At 43.5% G+C, this 15,570-nt stretch carries 13 protein-coding genes; all 13 read left to right on the top strand.

Annotated features, from left to right (window positions below; genetic code table 11):
* The first annotated feature begins 53 nt into the window (after positions 1 to 53).
* The 13 genes from rpoB to rpsS all read left to right on the top strand — a co-directional run bounded on the left by rpoB (position 54) and on the right by rpsS (position 15,566).
* Positions 54 to 3,614: a DNA-directed RNA polymerase subunit beta gene (gene rpoB, locus ES017_RS14140; protein WP_009361485.1), complete on the top strand. Its 3,561-nt coding sequence runs from the start codon at positions 54 to 56 to the stop codon at positions 3,612 to 3,614.
* 49 nt (positions 3,615 to 3,663) lie between these two features.
* Positions 3,664 to 7,263: a DNA-directed RNA polymerase subunit beta' gene (gene rpoC / locus ES017_RS14135; RefSeq protein ID WP_021095340.1), complete on the top strand. Its 3,600-nt coding sequence runs from the start codon at positions 3,664 to 3,666 to the stop codon at positions 7,261 to 7,263.
* Between the two features lie 125 nt (positions 7,264 to 7,388).
* Positions 7,389 to 7,637, top strand: coding sequence for a 50S ribosomal protein L7ae-like protein (locus ES017_RS14130; protein WP_021095339.1), 249 nt, complete (start codon positions 7,389 to 7,391; stop codon positions 7,635 to 7,637).
* A gap of 102 nt (positions 7,638 to 7,739) precedes the next feature.
* Positions 7,740 to 8,162 carry a 30S ribosomal protein S12 gene (gene rpsL, locus ES017_RS14125; protein WP_003397652.1) on the top strand — a complete coding sequence of 141 codons (423 nt, stop codon included), beginning with the start codon at positions 7,740 to 7,742 and terminating at the stop codon, positions 8,160 to 8,162.
* A 44-nt stretch (positions 8,163 to 8,206) separates the two neighbouring features.
* Positions 8,207 to 8,677: a 30S ribosomal protein S7 gene (gene rpsG, locus ES017_RS14120; protein WP_021095338.1), complete on the top strand. Its 471-nt coding sequence runs from the start codon at positions 8,207 to 8,209 to the stop codon at positions 8,675 to 8,677.
* 135 nt (positions 8,678 to 8,812) lie between these two features.
* Positions 8,813 to 10,891 carry an elongation factor G gene (gene fusA / locus ES017_RS14115; protein ID WP_021095337.1) on the top strand — a complete coding sequence of 693 codons (2,079 nt, stop codon included), beginning with the start codon at positions 8,813 to 8,815 and terminating at the stop codon, positions 10,889 to 10,891.
* Positions 10,892 to 11,010: 119 nt separating this feature from the next.
* Positions 11,011 to 12,198: an elongation factor Tu gene (tuf, locus tag ES017_RS14110; RefSeq protein WP_021095336.1), complete on the top strand. Its 1,188-nt coding sequence runs from the start codon at positions 11,011 to 11,013 to the stop codon at positions 12,196 to 12,198.
* A gap of 277 nt (positions 12,199 to 12,475) precedes the next feature.
* Complete coding sequence (gene rpsJ, locus ES017_RS14105; RefSeq protein ID WP_021095335.1) at positions 12,476 to 12,784, top strand: 30S ribosomal protein S10; 309 nt, start codon at positions 12,476 to 12,478, stop codon at positions 12,782 to 12,784.
* A 23-nt stretch (positions 12,785 to 12,807) separates the two neighbouring features.
* Complete coding sequence (gene rplC / locus ES017_RS14100) at positions 12,808 to 13,434, top strand: 50S ribosomal protein L3 (protein WP_009361490.1); 627 nt, start codon at positions 12,808 to 12,810, stop codon at positions 13,432 to 13,434.
* Between the two features lie 27 nt (positions 13,435 to 13,461).
* Positions 13,462 to 14,085, top strand: coding sequence for a 50S ribosomal protein L4 (gene rplD, locus ES017_RS14095; RefSeq protein WP_021095334.1), 624 nt, complete (start codon positions 13,462 to 13,464; stop codon positions 14,083 to 14,085).
* Entirely contained in the window at positions 14,085 to 14,372 is a 288-nt protein-coding gene (gene rplW / locus ES017_RS14090) for a 50S ribosomal protein L23 (protein WP_004888670.1), read from the top strand. Before rplD ends, rplW begins: the two co-directional genes overlap by 1 nt.
* A gap of 27 nt (positions 14,373 to 14,399) precedes the next feature.
* Positions 14,400 to 15,230 carry a 50S ribosomal protein L2 gene (rplB, locus tag ES017_RS14085; protein ID WP_009361493.1) on the top strand — a complete coding sequence of 277 codons (831 nt, stop codon included), beginning with the start codon at positions 14,400 to 14,402 and terminating at the stop codon, positions 15,228 to 15,230.
* A 57-nt stretch (positions 15,231 to 15,287) separates the two neighbouring features.
* A complete protein-coding gene (rpsS, locus tag ES017_RS14080; protein WP_004888674.1) occupies positions 15,288 to 15,566 on the top strand; it encodes a 30S ribosomal protein S19 in 279 nt (92 codons plus the stop codon).
* Positions 15,567 to 15,570 lie beyond the last annotated feature (4 nt).

The raw sequence follows: 15,570 nt of genomic DNA, 5'->3' as shown, positions 1-15,570 counted from the left end.
TTCTTTTTTGTCTGATGACAAGTTATTAATGTTTGATTTGAGGGGTGAATCAGTTGACAGGTCAACTAGTTCAATACGGACGACACCGCCAACGAAGAAGTTATGCGCGCATTAGTGAAGTGTTGGAGTTACCGAACTTAATCGAAATTCAAACTTCTTCTTACCAGTGGTTTCTCGACGAAGGATTGCGTGAAATGTTTCAAGACATTTCACCGATCGAAGATTTTACAGGAAATTTGTCACTAGAATTTATTGATTACAGCTTAGGAGAGCCGAAGTACTCTGTAGAAGAGTCAAAAGAACGCGATGTTACATACGCAGCACCGCTTCGGGTGAAAGTACGCTTAATCAATAAAGAAACAGGTGAAGTAAAAGAACAAGACGTATTTATGGGAGACTTCCCATTAATGACAGAAACGGGCACATTCATTATTAATGGTGCTGAACGTGTTATCGTTTCTCAGCTTGTTCGTTCACCGAGCGTATATTACAGCGGAAAAGTAGATAAAAACGGAAAACGTGGCTTTACGGCTACTGTTATTCCGAACCGCGGTGCATGGCTTGAATACGAAACAGATGCAAAAGACGTTGTTTACGTTCGCATTGATCGTACGCGTAAGTTGCCTGTAACCGTATTATTACGAGCGTTAGGCTTTGGCTCGGACCAAGAGATTGTCGATTTACTTGGTGATAATGAGTATATTCGTAATACGTTAGAAAAAGACAATACAGAAAGTACAGAAAAAGCGTTGCTTGAAATTTATGAACGGTTACGTCCAGGGGAGCCGCCTACCGTTGAAAACGCAAAAAGCTTGCTCATCTCTCGTTTCTTTGATCCAAAACGATATGATTTAGCAAGTGTTGGTCGTTATAAAATTAACAAAAAGCTCCATATTAAAAACCGTTTATTTGGTCAACGTTTAGCGGAGACGCTCGTTCATCCGGAAACGGGTGAAGTGATTGCTGAGAAAGGAACGGTTCTCGATCGGAGAACGCTCGATCGCATTTTACCTGAGCTTGAAAAAGGGATTGGTATGCGTAAATACCAACCGCTTGGGGGCGTTGTCGAAGATGAATTTGCTTTGCAAGCAATCAAAATTTACGCTCCAAACGATCCAGATGGCGAAAAAGTCATCACGGTCATTAGTAATGGATATATTCCAGAAACGGTAAAACATATTACACCTGCAGATATTATTGCATCTATTAGCTACTTCTTTAACTTATTGCATGGAGTCGGTGATACAGACGATATCGACCATTTAGGAAATCGCCGACTTCGTTCTGTTGGCGAGTTGCTGCAAAATCAATTCCGAATCGGACTTTCGCGCATGGAGCGCGTCGTTCGTGAACGGATGTCCATTCAAGATACAAACACAATTACACCACAGCAACTCATTAATATTCGTCCAGTCATTGCGGCTATTAAAGAGTTTTTCGGAAGCTCGCAGTTATCGCAATTTATGGATCAAACAAACCCGCTTGCAGAATTGACACATAAACGTCGTCTTTCTGCCCTTGGTCCAGGTGGTTTAACGCGTGAACGCGCAGGCTTTGAAGTGCGTGACGTTCACTACTCGCACTATGGACGCATGTGTCCAATCGAAACGCCAGAAGGTCCGAACATCGGATTGATTAACTCGCTTTCCACATATGCGAAAGTGAATAAATTTGGCTTTATTGAAACTCCTTATCGCCGCGTCGATCCTGAAACAGGGAAAGTAACGAATCAAATTGACTATTTAACGGCGGATGAGGAAGATAATTACGTCGTTGCCCAAGCGAACGTTCCGATTGCGGAAGATGGAACATTTTTAGAAGAAAACGTTGTTGCTCGCTTCCGTGGTGAAAACATCGTTGTTAAGCGAGATCGTGTCGACTATGTAGACGTTTCTCCAAAACAAGTTGTGTCGGTGGCGACAGCGTGCATTCCGTTCTTAGAAAACGATGACTCGAACCGTGCGCTTATGGGTGCGAACATGCAACGTCAAGCTGTTCCGCTTATGCAGCCAGAGGCGCCAATCGTCGGTACAGGAATGGAATATGTCGCAGCGAAAGATTCCGGAGCAGCAGTTATTTGTAAGCATCGCGGAATTGTTGAGCGAGTCGAGGCGAAAGAAATTTGGGTACGCCGTTTAATCGAAGTCGATGGAAAAGAAGTCAAAGGTGACTTAGATAAATATCGTCTGTTGAAGTTTGTTCGTTCAAACCAAGGAACGTGCTACAATCAACGCCCGATCGTTAAGGCTGGAGATATCGTTGAGAAGGGTGAAATTTTAGCCGACGGTCCATCGATGGAAAAAGGTGAATTAGCGCTTGGTCGCAACGTGCTTGTTGCGTTTATGACATGGGACGGATACAACTACGAAGATGCGATTATTATGAGCGAGCGTCTCGTTAAAGACGATGTATATACGTCCATTCATATCGAGGAATACGAATCTGAAGCGCGCGATACGAAGCTCGGTCCAGAGGAAATTACGCGCGATATTCCGAACGTCGGTGAAGACGCGCTTCGCAATCTAGATGAGCGCGGGATTGTACGCATCGGTGCAGAAGTAAAAGATGGCGACTTGCTCGTTGGAAAAGTAACACCAAAAGGGGTTACGGAATTAACAGCTGAAGAACGATTACTTCATGCGATTTTCGGTGAGAAGGCGCGTGAAGTTCGAGATACGTCTTTACGCGTACCGCACGGTGGAGGCGGAATCGTTCTTGATGTCAAAGTGTTTACTCGCGAAGATGGCGATGAGTTGCCGCCAGGTGTGAACCAGCTTGTTCGTGTGTATATTGTACAAAAACGGAAAATTTCTGAAGGTGACAAAATGGCAGGTCGCCACGGAAATAAAGGTGTTATTTCGCGCATTTTACCTGAGGAAGACATGCCGTTTTTACCAGATGGTACACCAGTTGATATCATGTTAAACCCGCTAGGCGTACCTTCGCGTATGAATATCGGGCAAGTGCTCGAGTTGCATCTCGGAATGGCGGCGAGAAAGCTAGGCCTTCATGTCGCTTCACCTGTATTTGACGGTGCTCGTGAAGAAGATGTATGGGCAACGTTAGAAGAGGCAGGAATGGCGCGCGATGCGAAAACAGTTTTATATGACGGACGCACAGGAGAGCCGTTTGATAATCGTGTTTCTGTCGGTATTATGTATATGATTAAGCTCGCGCACATGGTTGACGATAAGTTACATGCTCGCTCGACAGGTCCATATTCACTTGTTACGCAACAACCGCTCGGCGGAAAAGCGCAGTTTGGTGGTCAGCGTTTCGGTGAGATGGAAGTATGGGCGCTTGAAGCATACGGTGCAGCTTACACATTGCAAGAAATTTTAACTGTCAAATCAGACGACGTGGTTGGTCGTGTGAAAACGTACGAAGCGATCGTGAAAGGTGAAAACGTTCCAGAACCAGGCGTTCCTGAATCTTTCAAAGTATTAATTAAAGAGCTACAAAGCTTAGGTATGGACGTAACAGTGTTATCAAGCGATGAAAAAGAAATTAGCATGGAAAACTTCGGGGAAGATGATGACGTTCAACCAGTTGACATCATCCCACCTACAGATGAGTCAGCCAAAGAAGATGAAGGCGTTGTTGTAAAAGAATAGCGTTTGGACATAAGGGTAAAACCTGGATATTAAAAGGGAGGTAGGCCCCTTGTTAGATGTAAATAAGTTTGAATATATGAAGATCGGACTCGCTTCACCCGAGAAAATTCGTTCTTGGTCGTATGGTGAAGTTAAAAAACCAGAAACGATTAACTATCGAACATTAAAACCAGAAAAAGATGGTCTGTTTTGCGAACGCATTTTTGGTCCGACAAAAGACTGGGAATGTCATTGCGGAAAATATAAGCGCGTTCGTTATAAAGGTGTCGTTTGTGACCGATGCGGTGTTGAAGTGACACGTGCAAAAGTTCGCCGTGAGCGCATGGGTCATATTGAACTAGCAGCCCCTGTTTCACATATTTGGTACTTTAAAGGAATTCCTAGCCGCATGGGACTTGTCTTAGACATGTCCCCTCGTGCGCTAGAAGAAGTCATTTACTTTGCATCTTACGTCGTGACGGATCCAGGCGATACGCCATTAGAAAAGAAACAATTGCTTTCTGAAAAAGAGTATCGCGCATATCGCGAGAAGTACGGAAATTCATTCCAAGCTTCAATGGGTGCAGAGGCGATTAAAAAACTGTTACAAGATATCGATCTTGAAAAAGAAGTAGAGACGTTAAAAGAAGAACTAAAAACAGCACAAGGACAACGTCGTGCTCGCACGATTAAACGTCTTGAAGTGCTTGAAGCGTTCCGTAACTCTGGTAACGACCCATCGTGGATGGTATTAGATGTGCTTCCGGTCATTCCGCCGGAGTTGCGTCCGATGGTACAGTTAGATGGCGGACGTTTTGCGACATCTGACTTAAACGACTTATATCGTCGAGTCATTAACCGAAACAACCGCTTAAAACGTCTATTAGACCTTGGGGCGCCGAACATTATTGTTCAAAACGAAAAACGAATGCTTCAAGAAGCGGTTGATGCGCTAATTGATAACGGTCGTCGTGGCCGCCCGGTCACAGGACCAGGAAATCGTCCGCTTAAATCGCTTTCCCATATGTTAAAAGGAAAGCAAGGTCGTTTCCGTCAAAACTTGCTCGGTAAGCGCGTTGACTATTCTGGTCGTTCCGTTATCGTCGTCGGCCCGAACTTAAAAATGTATCAATGCGGCTTGCCAAAAGAAATGGCGCTTGAATTGTTTAAGCCGTTTGTTATGAAAGAATTAGTGGAACGCGGCTTAGCGCACAACATTAAAAGTGCGAAGCGGAAAATTGAGCGCGTGCACCCAGAAGTTTGGGATGTTTTAGAGTCTGTCATTAAAGAACACCCAGTGCTATTAAACCGTGCACCAACGCTTCACCGTCTTGGCATTCAAGCGTTTGAGCCGACGCTTGTAGAAGGTCGTGCAATCCGCTTGCATCCGCTTGTATGTACTGCCTATAACGCAGACTTTGACGGCGACCAAATGGCTGTGCACGTACCGCTTTCGGCAGAGGCACAAGCTGAAGCACGTCTACTGATGCTTGCGGCGCAAAATATTTTAAACCCGAAAGACGGAAAACCAGTTGTTACTCCTTCACAAGACATGGTTTTAGGAAACTACTATTTAACGATGGAACGTGAAGGTGCAGTCGGTGAAGGAATGGTGTTTAAAGATACGGATGAGGCGTTGCTGGCTTACCATAACGGTTATGTTCACCTGCATACACGTATTGCGGTCCATGCAAGTTCGCTGAAAAACGAAACGTTTACAGAAGAGCAAAATAATAAGTTGCTTGTAACGACTGTCGGAAAGTTAATCTTCAATGAAATTTTGCCGAAGTCATTCCCATATATTAATGAACCGACGCAAGAAAACATTGAAGAACGAACACCAGATAAATATTTCCTTGATAAAGGTGTGAACGTGAAAGAAGAAATTCGCAAACGCGAACTCGTTCCGCCGTTTAAGAAGAAAATTCTTGGTAACATCATTGCGGAAGTATTTAAACGTTTCAAAATTACAGAAACGTCTAAAATGCTTGACCGTATGAAAGACCTTGGCTTTAAATACTCAACAAAAGCAGGTATCACAATCGGTGTAGCTGACATTGTTGTCTTGCCGGAAAAACAAGAAATTTTAGAAGAGGCGCAAGCGAAAGTTGATACGGTATTAAAACAATTTAGACGCGGTTTAATTACGGATGAAGAGCGTTATGAACGTGTCATTTCAATTTGGAGTGCGGCAAAAGATAAAATTCAAGGCCGCTTAATGGAGTCGCTTGATAAACGAAATCCAATTTTCATGATGAGCGACTCAGGAGCCCGCGGTAACGCATCGAACTTTACGCAGCTTGCAGGTATGCGCGGATTAATGGCGAACCCAGCAGGACGTATTATCGAGCTTCCGATTAAATCTTCGTTCCGTGAAGGATTAACGGTACTTGAGTACTTTATTTCGACCCACGGAGCGCGTAAAGGTCTTGCTGATACAGCGTTAAAAACAGCTGACTCTGGTTATTTAACACGTCGTCTCGTTGACGTTGCACAAGACGTCATTATTCGTGAAGACGATTGCGGTACAGACCGCGGTACGTTAATTCGTGCGTTAAAAGACGGTACAGAAGTGATTGTGAAGCTTGAAGAGCGTCTCGTTGGACGTTACGCGCGCAAAACGGTGAAACATCCGGAAACAGGCGAAGTGCTTGTGCGTGAAAATGAAATGATTACAGAAGATATCGCAAATGCTATTGTAAAAGCTGGCATTGAAGAAGTGTGGATTCGTTCGGCATTTACATGTAATACACGTCATGGTGTATGTAAAAAATGTTACGGACGCAACTTGGCAACTGGTGCAGAAGTGGAAGTTGGTGAAGCGGTTGGTATTATCGCAGCACAATCGATCGGTGAGCCGGGTACACAGCTGACAATGCGTACGTTCCACACAGGTGGGGTAGCAGGAGACGATATTACACAAGGTTTACCGCGCGTACAAGAATTGTTTGAGGCGCGTAATCCGAAAGGGCAAGCGGTCATTTCAGAAATTGATGGTGTTGTTGTGGCCGTTAATGAAACGCGTGATCGTCAACGTGAGATCGTCATCCAAGGTGAAGTCGAGACGCGTACGTATACAGCCCCTTATAGCGCACGTCTCAAAGTACAAGAAGGACAGAAGGTTGAACGTGGTCAAGAACTAACAGAAGGTTCGATTGACCCGAAAGAACTATTGAGAGTCAAAGATATGAATGCTGTTCAAGAGTACTTGTTGCGCGAAGTGCAAAAAGTATACCGCATGCAAGGGGTAGAAATTAGCGATAAACATATCGAAGTGATGGTTCGCCAAATGCTTCGAAAAGTTCGCGTCATTGACGCAGGGGATACGGACTTGTTGCCAGGAACGTTGCTTGACATCCATCAATTTACGGATGCGAATGCGAAAGTGTTGATGGAAGGGAAACGTCCAGCAACAGCTCGCCCAGTATTGCTTGGAATTACGAAAGCGTCGCTTGAAACAGACTCGTTCTTGTCTGCGGCATCATTCCAAGAAACGACACGCGTCTTAACGGATGCAGCGATCAAAGGAAAACGCGACGAATTGCTCGGATTAAAAGAGAACGTCATTATTGGTAAACTTGTTCCAGCAGGAACAGGAATGGCACGCTATCGCAAAGTAAAACCGGTCATTAAAACAACAAAAGATGAAGATGCTGTGACAACAAAATAACGGTCAACCTATTGCTAGCATCATTCGCTAGCAATAGGTTGAAAAAATATAGTTGACATAGCTCTCAGAAAGTGATAGCATAATAAAGGTGTTCCGAAAACCTGTCACTTTGGAGGATATGTTACGTGTCTTATGAAAAAGTCGCACAGGCTAAACAAATTATCGTAGGAACAAAACAAACAGTACGAGCTCTGAAAGATGGAAAGGTACATGAACTTGTGATCGCAGAAGATGCGGATAAAGCGATCATTGACAAAGTGATCGAAGCTGCGAATGTAGCGAATGTGCCTGTTTATAAAGTCGACTCGATGAAAAAGCTCGGAAAAGCATGCAAAATCGATGTAGGAGCAGCGGCTGTTGCAATCATTCGTTAAAAACTGTTTTTGTGGGTTTACTACAAAAACTTTGTTTTTGCATAAAAATGAGCCACCTGGATGTGTGGGCTTGAATTTAATTGTGAAGGGAGGAAACTTACCATGCCTACAATTAACCAGCTTGTACGCAAAGGTCGTACAAAAAAGGTAGTGAAATCTAAATCACCTGCGTTAAATAAAGGGTATAACAGCTTCAAAAAAGTTCAAACAACTGTTTACTCTCCGCAAAAACGTGGAGTATGTACACGTGTAGGTACAATGACACCAAAGAAGCCAAACTCCGCGCTTCGTAAATATGCCCGTGTACGTTTATCTAATGGTATCGAGGTAACTGCTTACATCCCGGGTATCGGTCATAACTTACAAGAACACAGCGTTGTATTAATTCGCGGTGGACGTGTAAAAGACTTACCAGGGGTACGTTACCACATCGTTCGCGGTGCTTTAGATACTGCAGGTGTAGCGAACCGTATGCAAGGTCGTTCAAAATACGGTGCGAAAAAACCAAAAGCAGCTAAGAAATAACATGCATCATTTTTCGCTGATTTTTACTGAAAGGAGGAAAAACTATGCCACGTAAAGGTCCGGTTCCTAAACGAGATGTGTTACCAGATCCAATTTACAATTCAAAGCTAGTTACACGTTTAATCAATAAAATTATGATTGACGGTAAAAGAGGTAAAGCGCAAAAAATTCTTTACACAGCGTTCGATATCATTCGTGAGCGCACAGGTAAAGATCCAATGGAAGTGTTTGAGCAAGCGTTGAAAAACGTTATGCCAGTTCTTGAAGTTCGCGCACGCCGTGTTGGTGGTGCAAACTATCAAGTTCCTGTTGAGGTGCGCCCAGAGCGCCGTACAACATTAGGTCTTCGCTGGATCGTTAACTACGCTCGTCTTCGTGGAGAAAAAACGATGGAAGAGCGTTTAGCGAACGAAATCATGGATGCTGCAAACAACACAGGTGCAGCTGTGAAAAAACGCGAAGATACACACAAAATGGCAGAAGCAAACAAAGCGTTTGCACACTATCGTTGGTAATTTTTTCGTTAAATTAAGAATAGGTGAGAGCGATGCGGTTGAAACTAAAAAAGCATGCCCATCGCTCATTCGCCTATATTCCTATATGTAAATTAAATTACGATACTTCATTATAAGGAAGGAGAAAAAATCCATATGGCAAGACAGTTCTCCTTAGAAAACACTCGCAATATTGGAATCATGGCCCATATTGACGCCGGTAAAACAACAACGACAGAGCGTATTCTTTTCTACACAGGACGCGTTCATAAAATCGGTGAAGTTCATGAGGGCGCAGCAACGATGGACTGGATGGAGCAAGAGCAAGAGCGCGGAATTACAATTACGTCCGCGGCAACAACAGCTCAATGGAAAGGCCATCGCGTTAACATCATCGATACACCTGGACACGTCGACTTCACGGTAGAAGTTGAGCGTTCACTGCGTGTATTAGACGGTGCAGTCGCGGTATTAGACGCACAATCAGGCGTAGAGCCGCAAACAGAAACAGTATGGCGCCAAGCGACTACATACGGCGTACCACGTATCGTTTTCGTCAACAAAATGGACAAGATTGGCGCAGATTTCTTATACTCTGTTAAAACGCTTCATGAACGTTTACAAGCGAATGCGCACCCTGTTCAATTGCCGATTGGTGCAGAAGATCAATTCACAGGTATCATTGATCTTGTTGAAATGTGCGCGTACCATTATCACGATGAATTAGGAAAAAATATCGAGCGCATCGAGATTCCTGAAGACTATCGTGATATGGCAGAAGAATATCGCGGTAAGTTAATCGAAGCGGTTGCAGAGCTTGATGAAGAATTAATGATGAAATATTTAGAAGGGGAAGAAATTACGAATGAAGAATTAAAAGCTGCCATTCGTAAAGCGACAATTTCTGTGCAATTCTTCCCTGTATTCTGTGGTTCTGCATTCAAAAACAAAGGTGTTCAATTAATGCTTGACGGAGTTGTTGACTACTTACCATCTCCAGTCGACATTCCTGCGATCAAAGGAACTGTTCCTGATACAGAAGAAGAAACAGTTCGTGAAGCGCGCGACGATGCTCCATTTGCAGCGTTAGCGTTCAAAATTATGACAGACCCTTACGTTGGTAAGTTGACGTTCTTCCGTGTATACTCAGGTACATTAAACTCTGGTTCTTACGTGTTGAACTCAACAAAACGTAAGCGTGAACGTATCGGTCGTATTCTACAAATGCACGCAAACCACCGCGAAGAAATTGCACAAGTTTATGCAGGTGACATTGCGGCAGCTGTAGGTTTAAAAGATACAACAACTGGTGATACTTTGTGTGATGAAAAAGACCCAGTAATCTTGGAGTCTATGCAATTCCCAGAACCAGTTATTCAAATCGCGATCGAACCGAAGTCAAAAGCTGACCAAGATAAGATGAGCACAGCGTTACAAAAACTTCAAGAAGAAGACCCAACATTCCGTGCATGGACAGACCAAGAAACAGGTCAAACAATTATCGCAGGTATGGGTGAGCTTCACCTTGATATTATCGTTGACCGTATGCGTCGCGAATTTAAAGTCGAAGCAAACGTTGGTGCTCCACAAGTTGCGTACCGCGAAACATTCCGTAAGTCTGCACAAGTTGAAGGTAAATTTGTGCGCCAGTCTGGTGGTCGCGGTCAATACGGTCACGTTTGGATCGAGTTCTCGCCAAACGAAGAAGGAAAAGGCTTCGAATTCGAAAATGCGATCGTTGGTGGGGTTGTTCCGAGAGAATACATCCCTGCAATCCAAGCAGGTCTTGAAGATGCGATGCAAAACGGTGTCCTTGCTGGATATCCAGTTGTCGACATTAAAGCGAAGCTATTCGACGGTTCTTACCACGATGTTGACTCAAGCGAAATGGCGTTCAAAATCGCTGCTTCAATGGCGTTGAAAAACGCAGCAGCAAAATGTGACCCTGTATTGCTTGAGCCTATCATGAAAGTAGAAGTCATCGTCCCTGAAGAATATTTAGGTGACATTATGGGTGACATCACTTCTCGTCGCGGTCGCGTCGAAGGTATGGAAGCTCGTGGTAATGCACAAGTTGTGCGCGCAATGGTTCCACTTTCTGAAATGTTTGGATACGCAACTACATTGCGTTCAAATACACAAGGTCGCGGAACGTTCACAATGGTATTTGACCATTATGAAGAAGTTCCGAAGAGCATTGCTGAGGAAATCATCAAAAAAAATAAAGGTGAATAATTGATTTTCTAGCATTGTTCAAGTATAAATACTTATGTAAGACTTGGAAGTGGACGTGCTGTGCACTTTCACTTCCGAGCATTCTATACTTATAAAAAAACACTAAGGAGGATATTATAATGGCTAAAGCGAAATTCGAACGCACGAAACCACACGTCAACATTGGTACAATCGGCCACGTTGACCATGGTAAAACAACTTTAACAGCTGCAATCACAACAGTTCTTGCGAAACAAGGTAAAGCAGAAGCACGCGCGTATGATCAAATCGACGCTGCTCCAGAAGAGCGCGAGCGCGGAATTACAATCTCAACTGCACACGTTGAGTATGAAACTGACAACCGTCACTATGCACACGTTGACTGCCCAGGTCACGCTGACTACGTGAAAAACATGATCACAGGTGCTGCGCAAATGGACGGCGCGATCCTTGTTGTATCTGCTGCTGACGGTCCAATGCCACAAACTCGTGAGCACATTCTTCTTTCTCGCCAAGTAGGCGTACCTTACATCGTTGTATTCTTAAACAAATGCGACATGGTAGACGACGAAGAACTTTTAGAACTTGTTGAAATGGAAGTTCGCGATCTATTATCTGAATACGACTTCCCTGGAGACGAAGTTCCTGTAATTAAAGGTTCTGCGTTAAAAGCACTTGAGGGAGATCCAGCTTGGGAAGAAAAAATCATCGAGCTTATGAACGCTGTTGATGAGTACATCCCAACTCCACAGCGCGAAATCGACAAACCATTCATGATGCCAGTTGAGGACGTATTCTCAATCACTGGTCGTGGTACAGTTGCTACAGGTCGCGTTGAGCGCGGTATCTTAAAAGTTGGTGACCAAGTAGAAATCATCGGTCTTTCTGAAGAGCCAAAAGCAACAACTGTTACAGGTGTTGAAATGTTCCGTAAGCTTCTTGACCAAGCTGAAGCTGGTGACAACATCGGTGCGCTTCTTCGCGGTGTTTCTCGTGACGAAGTACAACGTGGTCAAGTATTAGCGAAACCAGGAACAATCACTCCACACACAAAATTTAAAGCGCAAGTTTACGTATTAACAAAAGAAGAAGGTGGACGTCATACTCCATTCTTCTCTAACTACCGTCCACAATTCTACTTCCGTACAACGGACGTAACAGGTATCATCCAACTTCCAGAAGGCGTTGAGATGGTTATGCCTGGCGACAACATCGAAATGACAGTAGAATTAATCGCTCCAATCGCGATCGAAGAAGGTACAAAATTCTCGATCCGCGAAGGTGGACGTACAGTAGGTGCAGGTTCTGTATCTGAAATCATCGAGTAATCGATAAACGTGGTCTAGCGACAAGCTAGACCACTTATTTTTTTGTTCCATTGAAAATAAGTTGTGAAATATGTATAATGGGAAAGGCAGTTTGTTGAGAAAAGAAATAAAAAGCTTGCATTGACCATGAATTTTATATATAATAATAAACGTTGGTCTTTGACTGCGATGAAGTGGAAGGTTGCTGACACACCCGGCCGCTTTGCCATGGCGAGTGTGAAGGAAATTTCCATGGAGAATGTCTATTTTGAAAATAGGCGAAGAAGGAGGGAAAATAATGGCAAAAGAAAAAATTCGTATTCGTTTAAAAGCGTATGATCATCGAATTCTTGATCAATCTGCTGAGAAAATTGTGGAAACTGCAAAGCGTTCAGGCGCAACTGTATCTGGACCGATTCCGTTACCAACTGAAAAAACGGTATACACGATCTTACGTGCGGTTCATAAATACAAAGATTCTCGTGAACAATTCGAAATGCGCACACATAAACGCTTAATTGACATCGTCAATCCGACTCCACAAACAGTAGATTCTTTAATGCGTTTAGACTTACCATCTGGTGTCGATATTGAAATCAAGTTGTAATTGTGATATAGGAGGTGTGAAAGATGAAAGGAATCTTAGGAAGAAAAATCGGCATGACTCAAGTGTTCGCTGAAAACGGAGATCTTATTCCTGTAACGGTCATTCAAGCTACTCCAAACGTAGTTCTTCAAAAGAAAACAGTTGAAAACGACGGTTACGAAGCGATTCAATTAGGTTTTGAAGATTTGCGTGAGAAGTTAGCGAACAAGCCTCAAAAAGGTCATGCTGCGAAGGCAAACACCACACCTAAGCGCTTCATTCGTGAAATTCGTGGTGTGAACCTTGCGGAATATGAAGTAGGTCAAGAAGTAAAAGTGGACATTTTCAACGAGGGTGAAATCGTTGACGTAACTGGTACGTCAAAAGGTAAAGGTTTCCAAGGTGTAATTAAACGCCATGGACAATCTCGCGGACCAATGGCTCACGGTTCTCGTTACCATCGTCGTCCTGGTTCAATGGGTCCAATCGCTCCAAACCGTGTATTCAAATCAAAAGAGCTTCCAGGTCGTATGGGTGGCGAGCGTGTAACAGTACAAAACTTAAAAGTTGTGAAAGTAGACCCAGAACGCAACTTAATCTTAATTAAAGGAAACGTACCAGGTCCAAACAAAGGGCTTGTTATTATTAAAAGCGCGGTTAAAGCGAAATAATTTCTTTAAGAAAGGAGGAAATACCCAATGCCAAAAGTAGCATTGTATAACCAAAACGGAGAAAACATCGGTGAAATCGAATTAAACGATGCCGTGTTTGGTGTTGAACCGAACAAAAGTGTGTTATTTGAAGCGGTAATTATGCAACGTGCTTCCTTGCGTCAAGGAACTCATAAAACAAAAAATCGTGCAGAAGTAAGCGGCGGTGGTCGTAAACCATGGCGCCAAAAAGGTACTGGACGTGCTCGCCAAGGATCGATTCGTTCTCCACAATGGCGTGGCGGTGGTGTTGTATTCGGTCCAGTTCCACGTAGCTACAGCTACAAACTTCCGAAAAAAGTTCGTCGCTTAGCAATTAAATCAGCATTATCTTCAAAAGTGCTTGAAAACAACATCGTCGTATTAGACAATTTAGCACTTGAAGCACCAAAAACAAAAGAAATGGTTAAAATTTTAAACAACCTTTCTGTTGATCGCAAAGCGTTAATCGTAACAGCAGATGCGAATGAGAACGTCATTCTTTCAGCTCGCAACATTCCAGGAGTGACAGTTGTGACAGCAAGCGGAATTAACGTTCTCGATGTACTCAACCACGACAAGCTTGTCATTACAAAAGCTGCCGTGGAAAAAGTAGAGGAGGTGCTTGCATAATGAAAGATCCTCGCGATATTATTAAGCGCCCCGTCATTACTGAACGTTCAACAGAGTTAATGGGTGAGAAAAAATATACGTTCGAAGTTGATGTGAAAGCGAACAAAACAGAAGTAAAAGACGCGATCGAAGCGATCTTCGGCGTGAAAGTAGCGAAGGTCAACATTATGAACTATAAAGGAAAGTTCAAACGTGTTGGTCGTTATAGCGGATTAACAAACCGCCGCCGCAAAGCGATTGTTACGTTAACGCCAGACAGCAAAGAGATCGAACTATTTGAAGTATAAGTTTAAAAGTGAAGGAGGGAAACGGACATGGCGATTAAAAAATATAAGCCAACGTCTAACGGTCGTCGTGGTATGACGGTTTTAGACTTCTCTGAGCTTACAACAGATAAGCCGGAAAAATCGTTACTTGCGCCTTTAAAGAAAAAAGGTGGTCGTAACAACCAAGGTAAATTAACTGTTCGTCACCAAGGTGGCGGTCATAAACGTCAATATCGTATTATTGACTTCAAACGCGATAAAGATGGCATTCCAGGACGCGTTGCTACAATCGAGTACGATCCAAACCGTTCTGCGAACATCGCTTTAATTCATTACGCTGATGGTGAAAAACGTTACATCATCGCACCGAAAAACTTACAAGTTGGCATGGAAGTTATGTCAGGTCCAGATGCGGACATTAAAGTAGGTAACGCATTACCTTTAGCAAACATTCCAGTCGGTACAGTTATTCATAATATCGAATTAAAACCTGGTAAAGGCGGACAATTAGTACGCGCTGCAGGTACATCTGCACAAGTGCTTGGTAAAGAAGGTAAATACGTACTTGTTCGTTTATCTTCAGGTGAAGTTCGTATGATTTTGGCAACTTGCCGTGCGACAGTCGGTCAAGTTGGTAACGAACAACATGAGCTTGTGAACATCGGTAAAGCTGGACGCGCTCGTTGGTTAGGCATTCGTCCAACAGTTCGCGGTTCTGTTATGAACCCTGTTGATCACCCACATGGTGGTGGTGAAGGTAAAGCACCAATCGGACGTAAGTCTCCAATGACTCCATGGGGTAAACCAACGCTTGGATTCAAAACGCGTAAGAAGAAAAATAAATCCGATAAATTTATCGTACGTCGTCGTAAAAAATAACGGGGTTGAGCTACGGTTCAAAAGAACCGTAGAGCAATCACGAAAGGAGGTTCACTTATGGGTCGCAGCTTGAAAAAAGGTCCTTTTTGTGATGATCATTTAATGAAAAAAATCGAGAAATTGAATGAAACTGGACAAAAACAAGTGATCAAAACATGGTCTCGTCGTTCGACAATTTTCCCACAATTCATCGGTCACACAATCGCTGTTTACGATGGTCGTAAACACGTTCCAGTTTACATCACAGAGGACATGGTCGGTCATAAGCTCGGTGAGTTCGCGCCAACGCGCACATACAAAGGTCACGCTGCTGATGACAAGAAAACAAAACGTTAATATG

The sequence above is a fragment of the Anoxybacillus sp. EFIL genome, from assembly GCF_013096955.1.
Lineage (GTDB): Bacteria > Bacillota > Bacilli > Bacillales > Anoxybacillaceae > Anoxybacillus > Anoxybacillus ayderensis.
This window is presented reverse-complemented; position numbering and strand designations above follow the sequence as displayed.

What these genes read in the sequence shown, in the direction of transcription:
- fusA (WP_021095337.1), top strand. Translation starts at nt 8,813, where the DNA reads ATGGCAAGACAGTTCTCCTTAGAAAACACTCGCAATATTGGAATCATG.
- tuf (WP_021095336.1), top strand. Translation starts at nt 11,011, where the DNA reads ATGGCTAAAGCGAAATTCGAACGCACGAAACCACACGTCAACATTGGT.
- rplW (WP_004888670.1), top strand. Translation starts at nt 14,085, where the DNA reads ATGAAAGATCCTCGCGATATTATTAAGCGCCCCGTCATTACTGAACGT.
- rplD (WP_021095334.1), top strand. Translation starts at nt 13,462, where the DNA reads ATGCCAAAAGTAGCATTGTATAACCAAAACGGAGAAAACATCGGTGAA.
- rpsS (WP_004888674.1), top strand. Translation starts at nt 15,288, where the DNA reads ATGGGTCGCAGCTTGAAAAAAGGTCCTTTTTGTGATGATCATTTAATG.
- rpsL (WP_003397652.1), top strand. Translation starts at nt 7,740, where the DNA reads ATGCCTACAATTAACCAGCTTGTACGCAAAGGTCGTACAAAAAAGGTA.
- rpsG (WP_021095338.1), top strand. Translation starts at nt 8,207, where the DNA reads ATGCCACGTAAAGGTCCGGTTCCTAAACGAGATGTGTTACCAGATCCA.
- rpsJ (WP_021095335.1), top strand. Translation starts at nt 12,476, where the DNA reads ATGGCAAAAGAAAAAATTCGTATTCGTTTAAAAGCGTATGATCATCGA.
- rplB (WP_009361493.1), top strand. Translation starts at nt 14,400, where the DNA reads ATGGCGATTAAAAAATATAAGCCAACGTCTAACGGTCGTCGTGGTATG.
- rplC (WP_009361490.1), top strand. Translation starts at nt 12,808, where the DNA reads ATGAAAGGAATCTTAGGAAGAAAAATCGGCATGACTCAAGTGTTCGCT.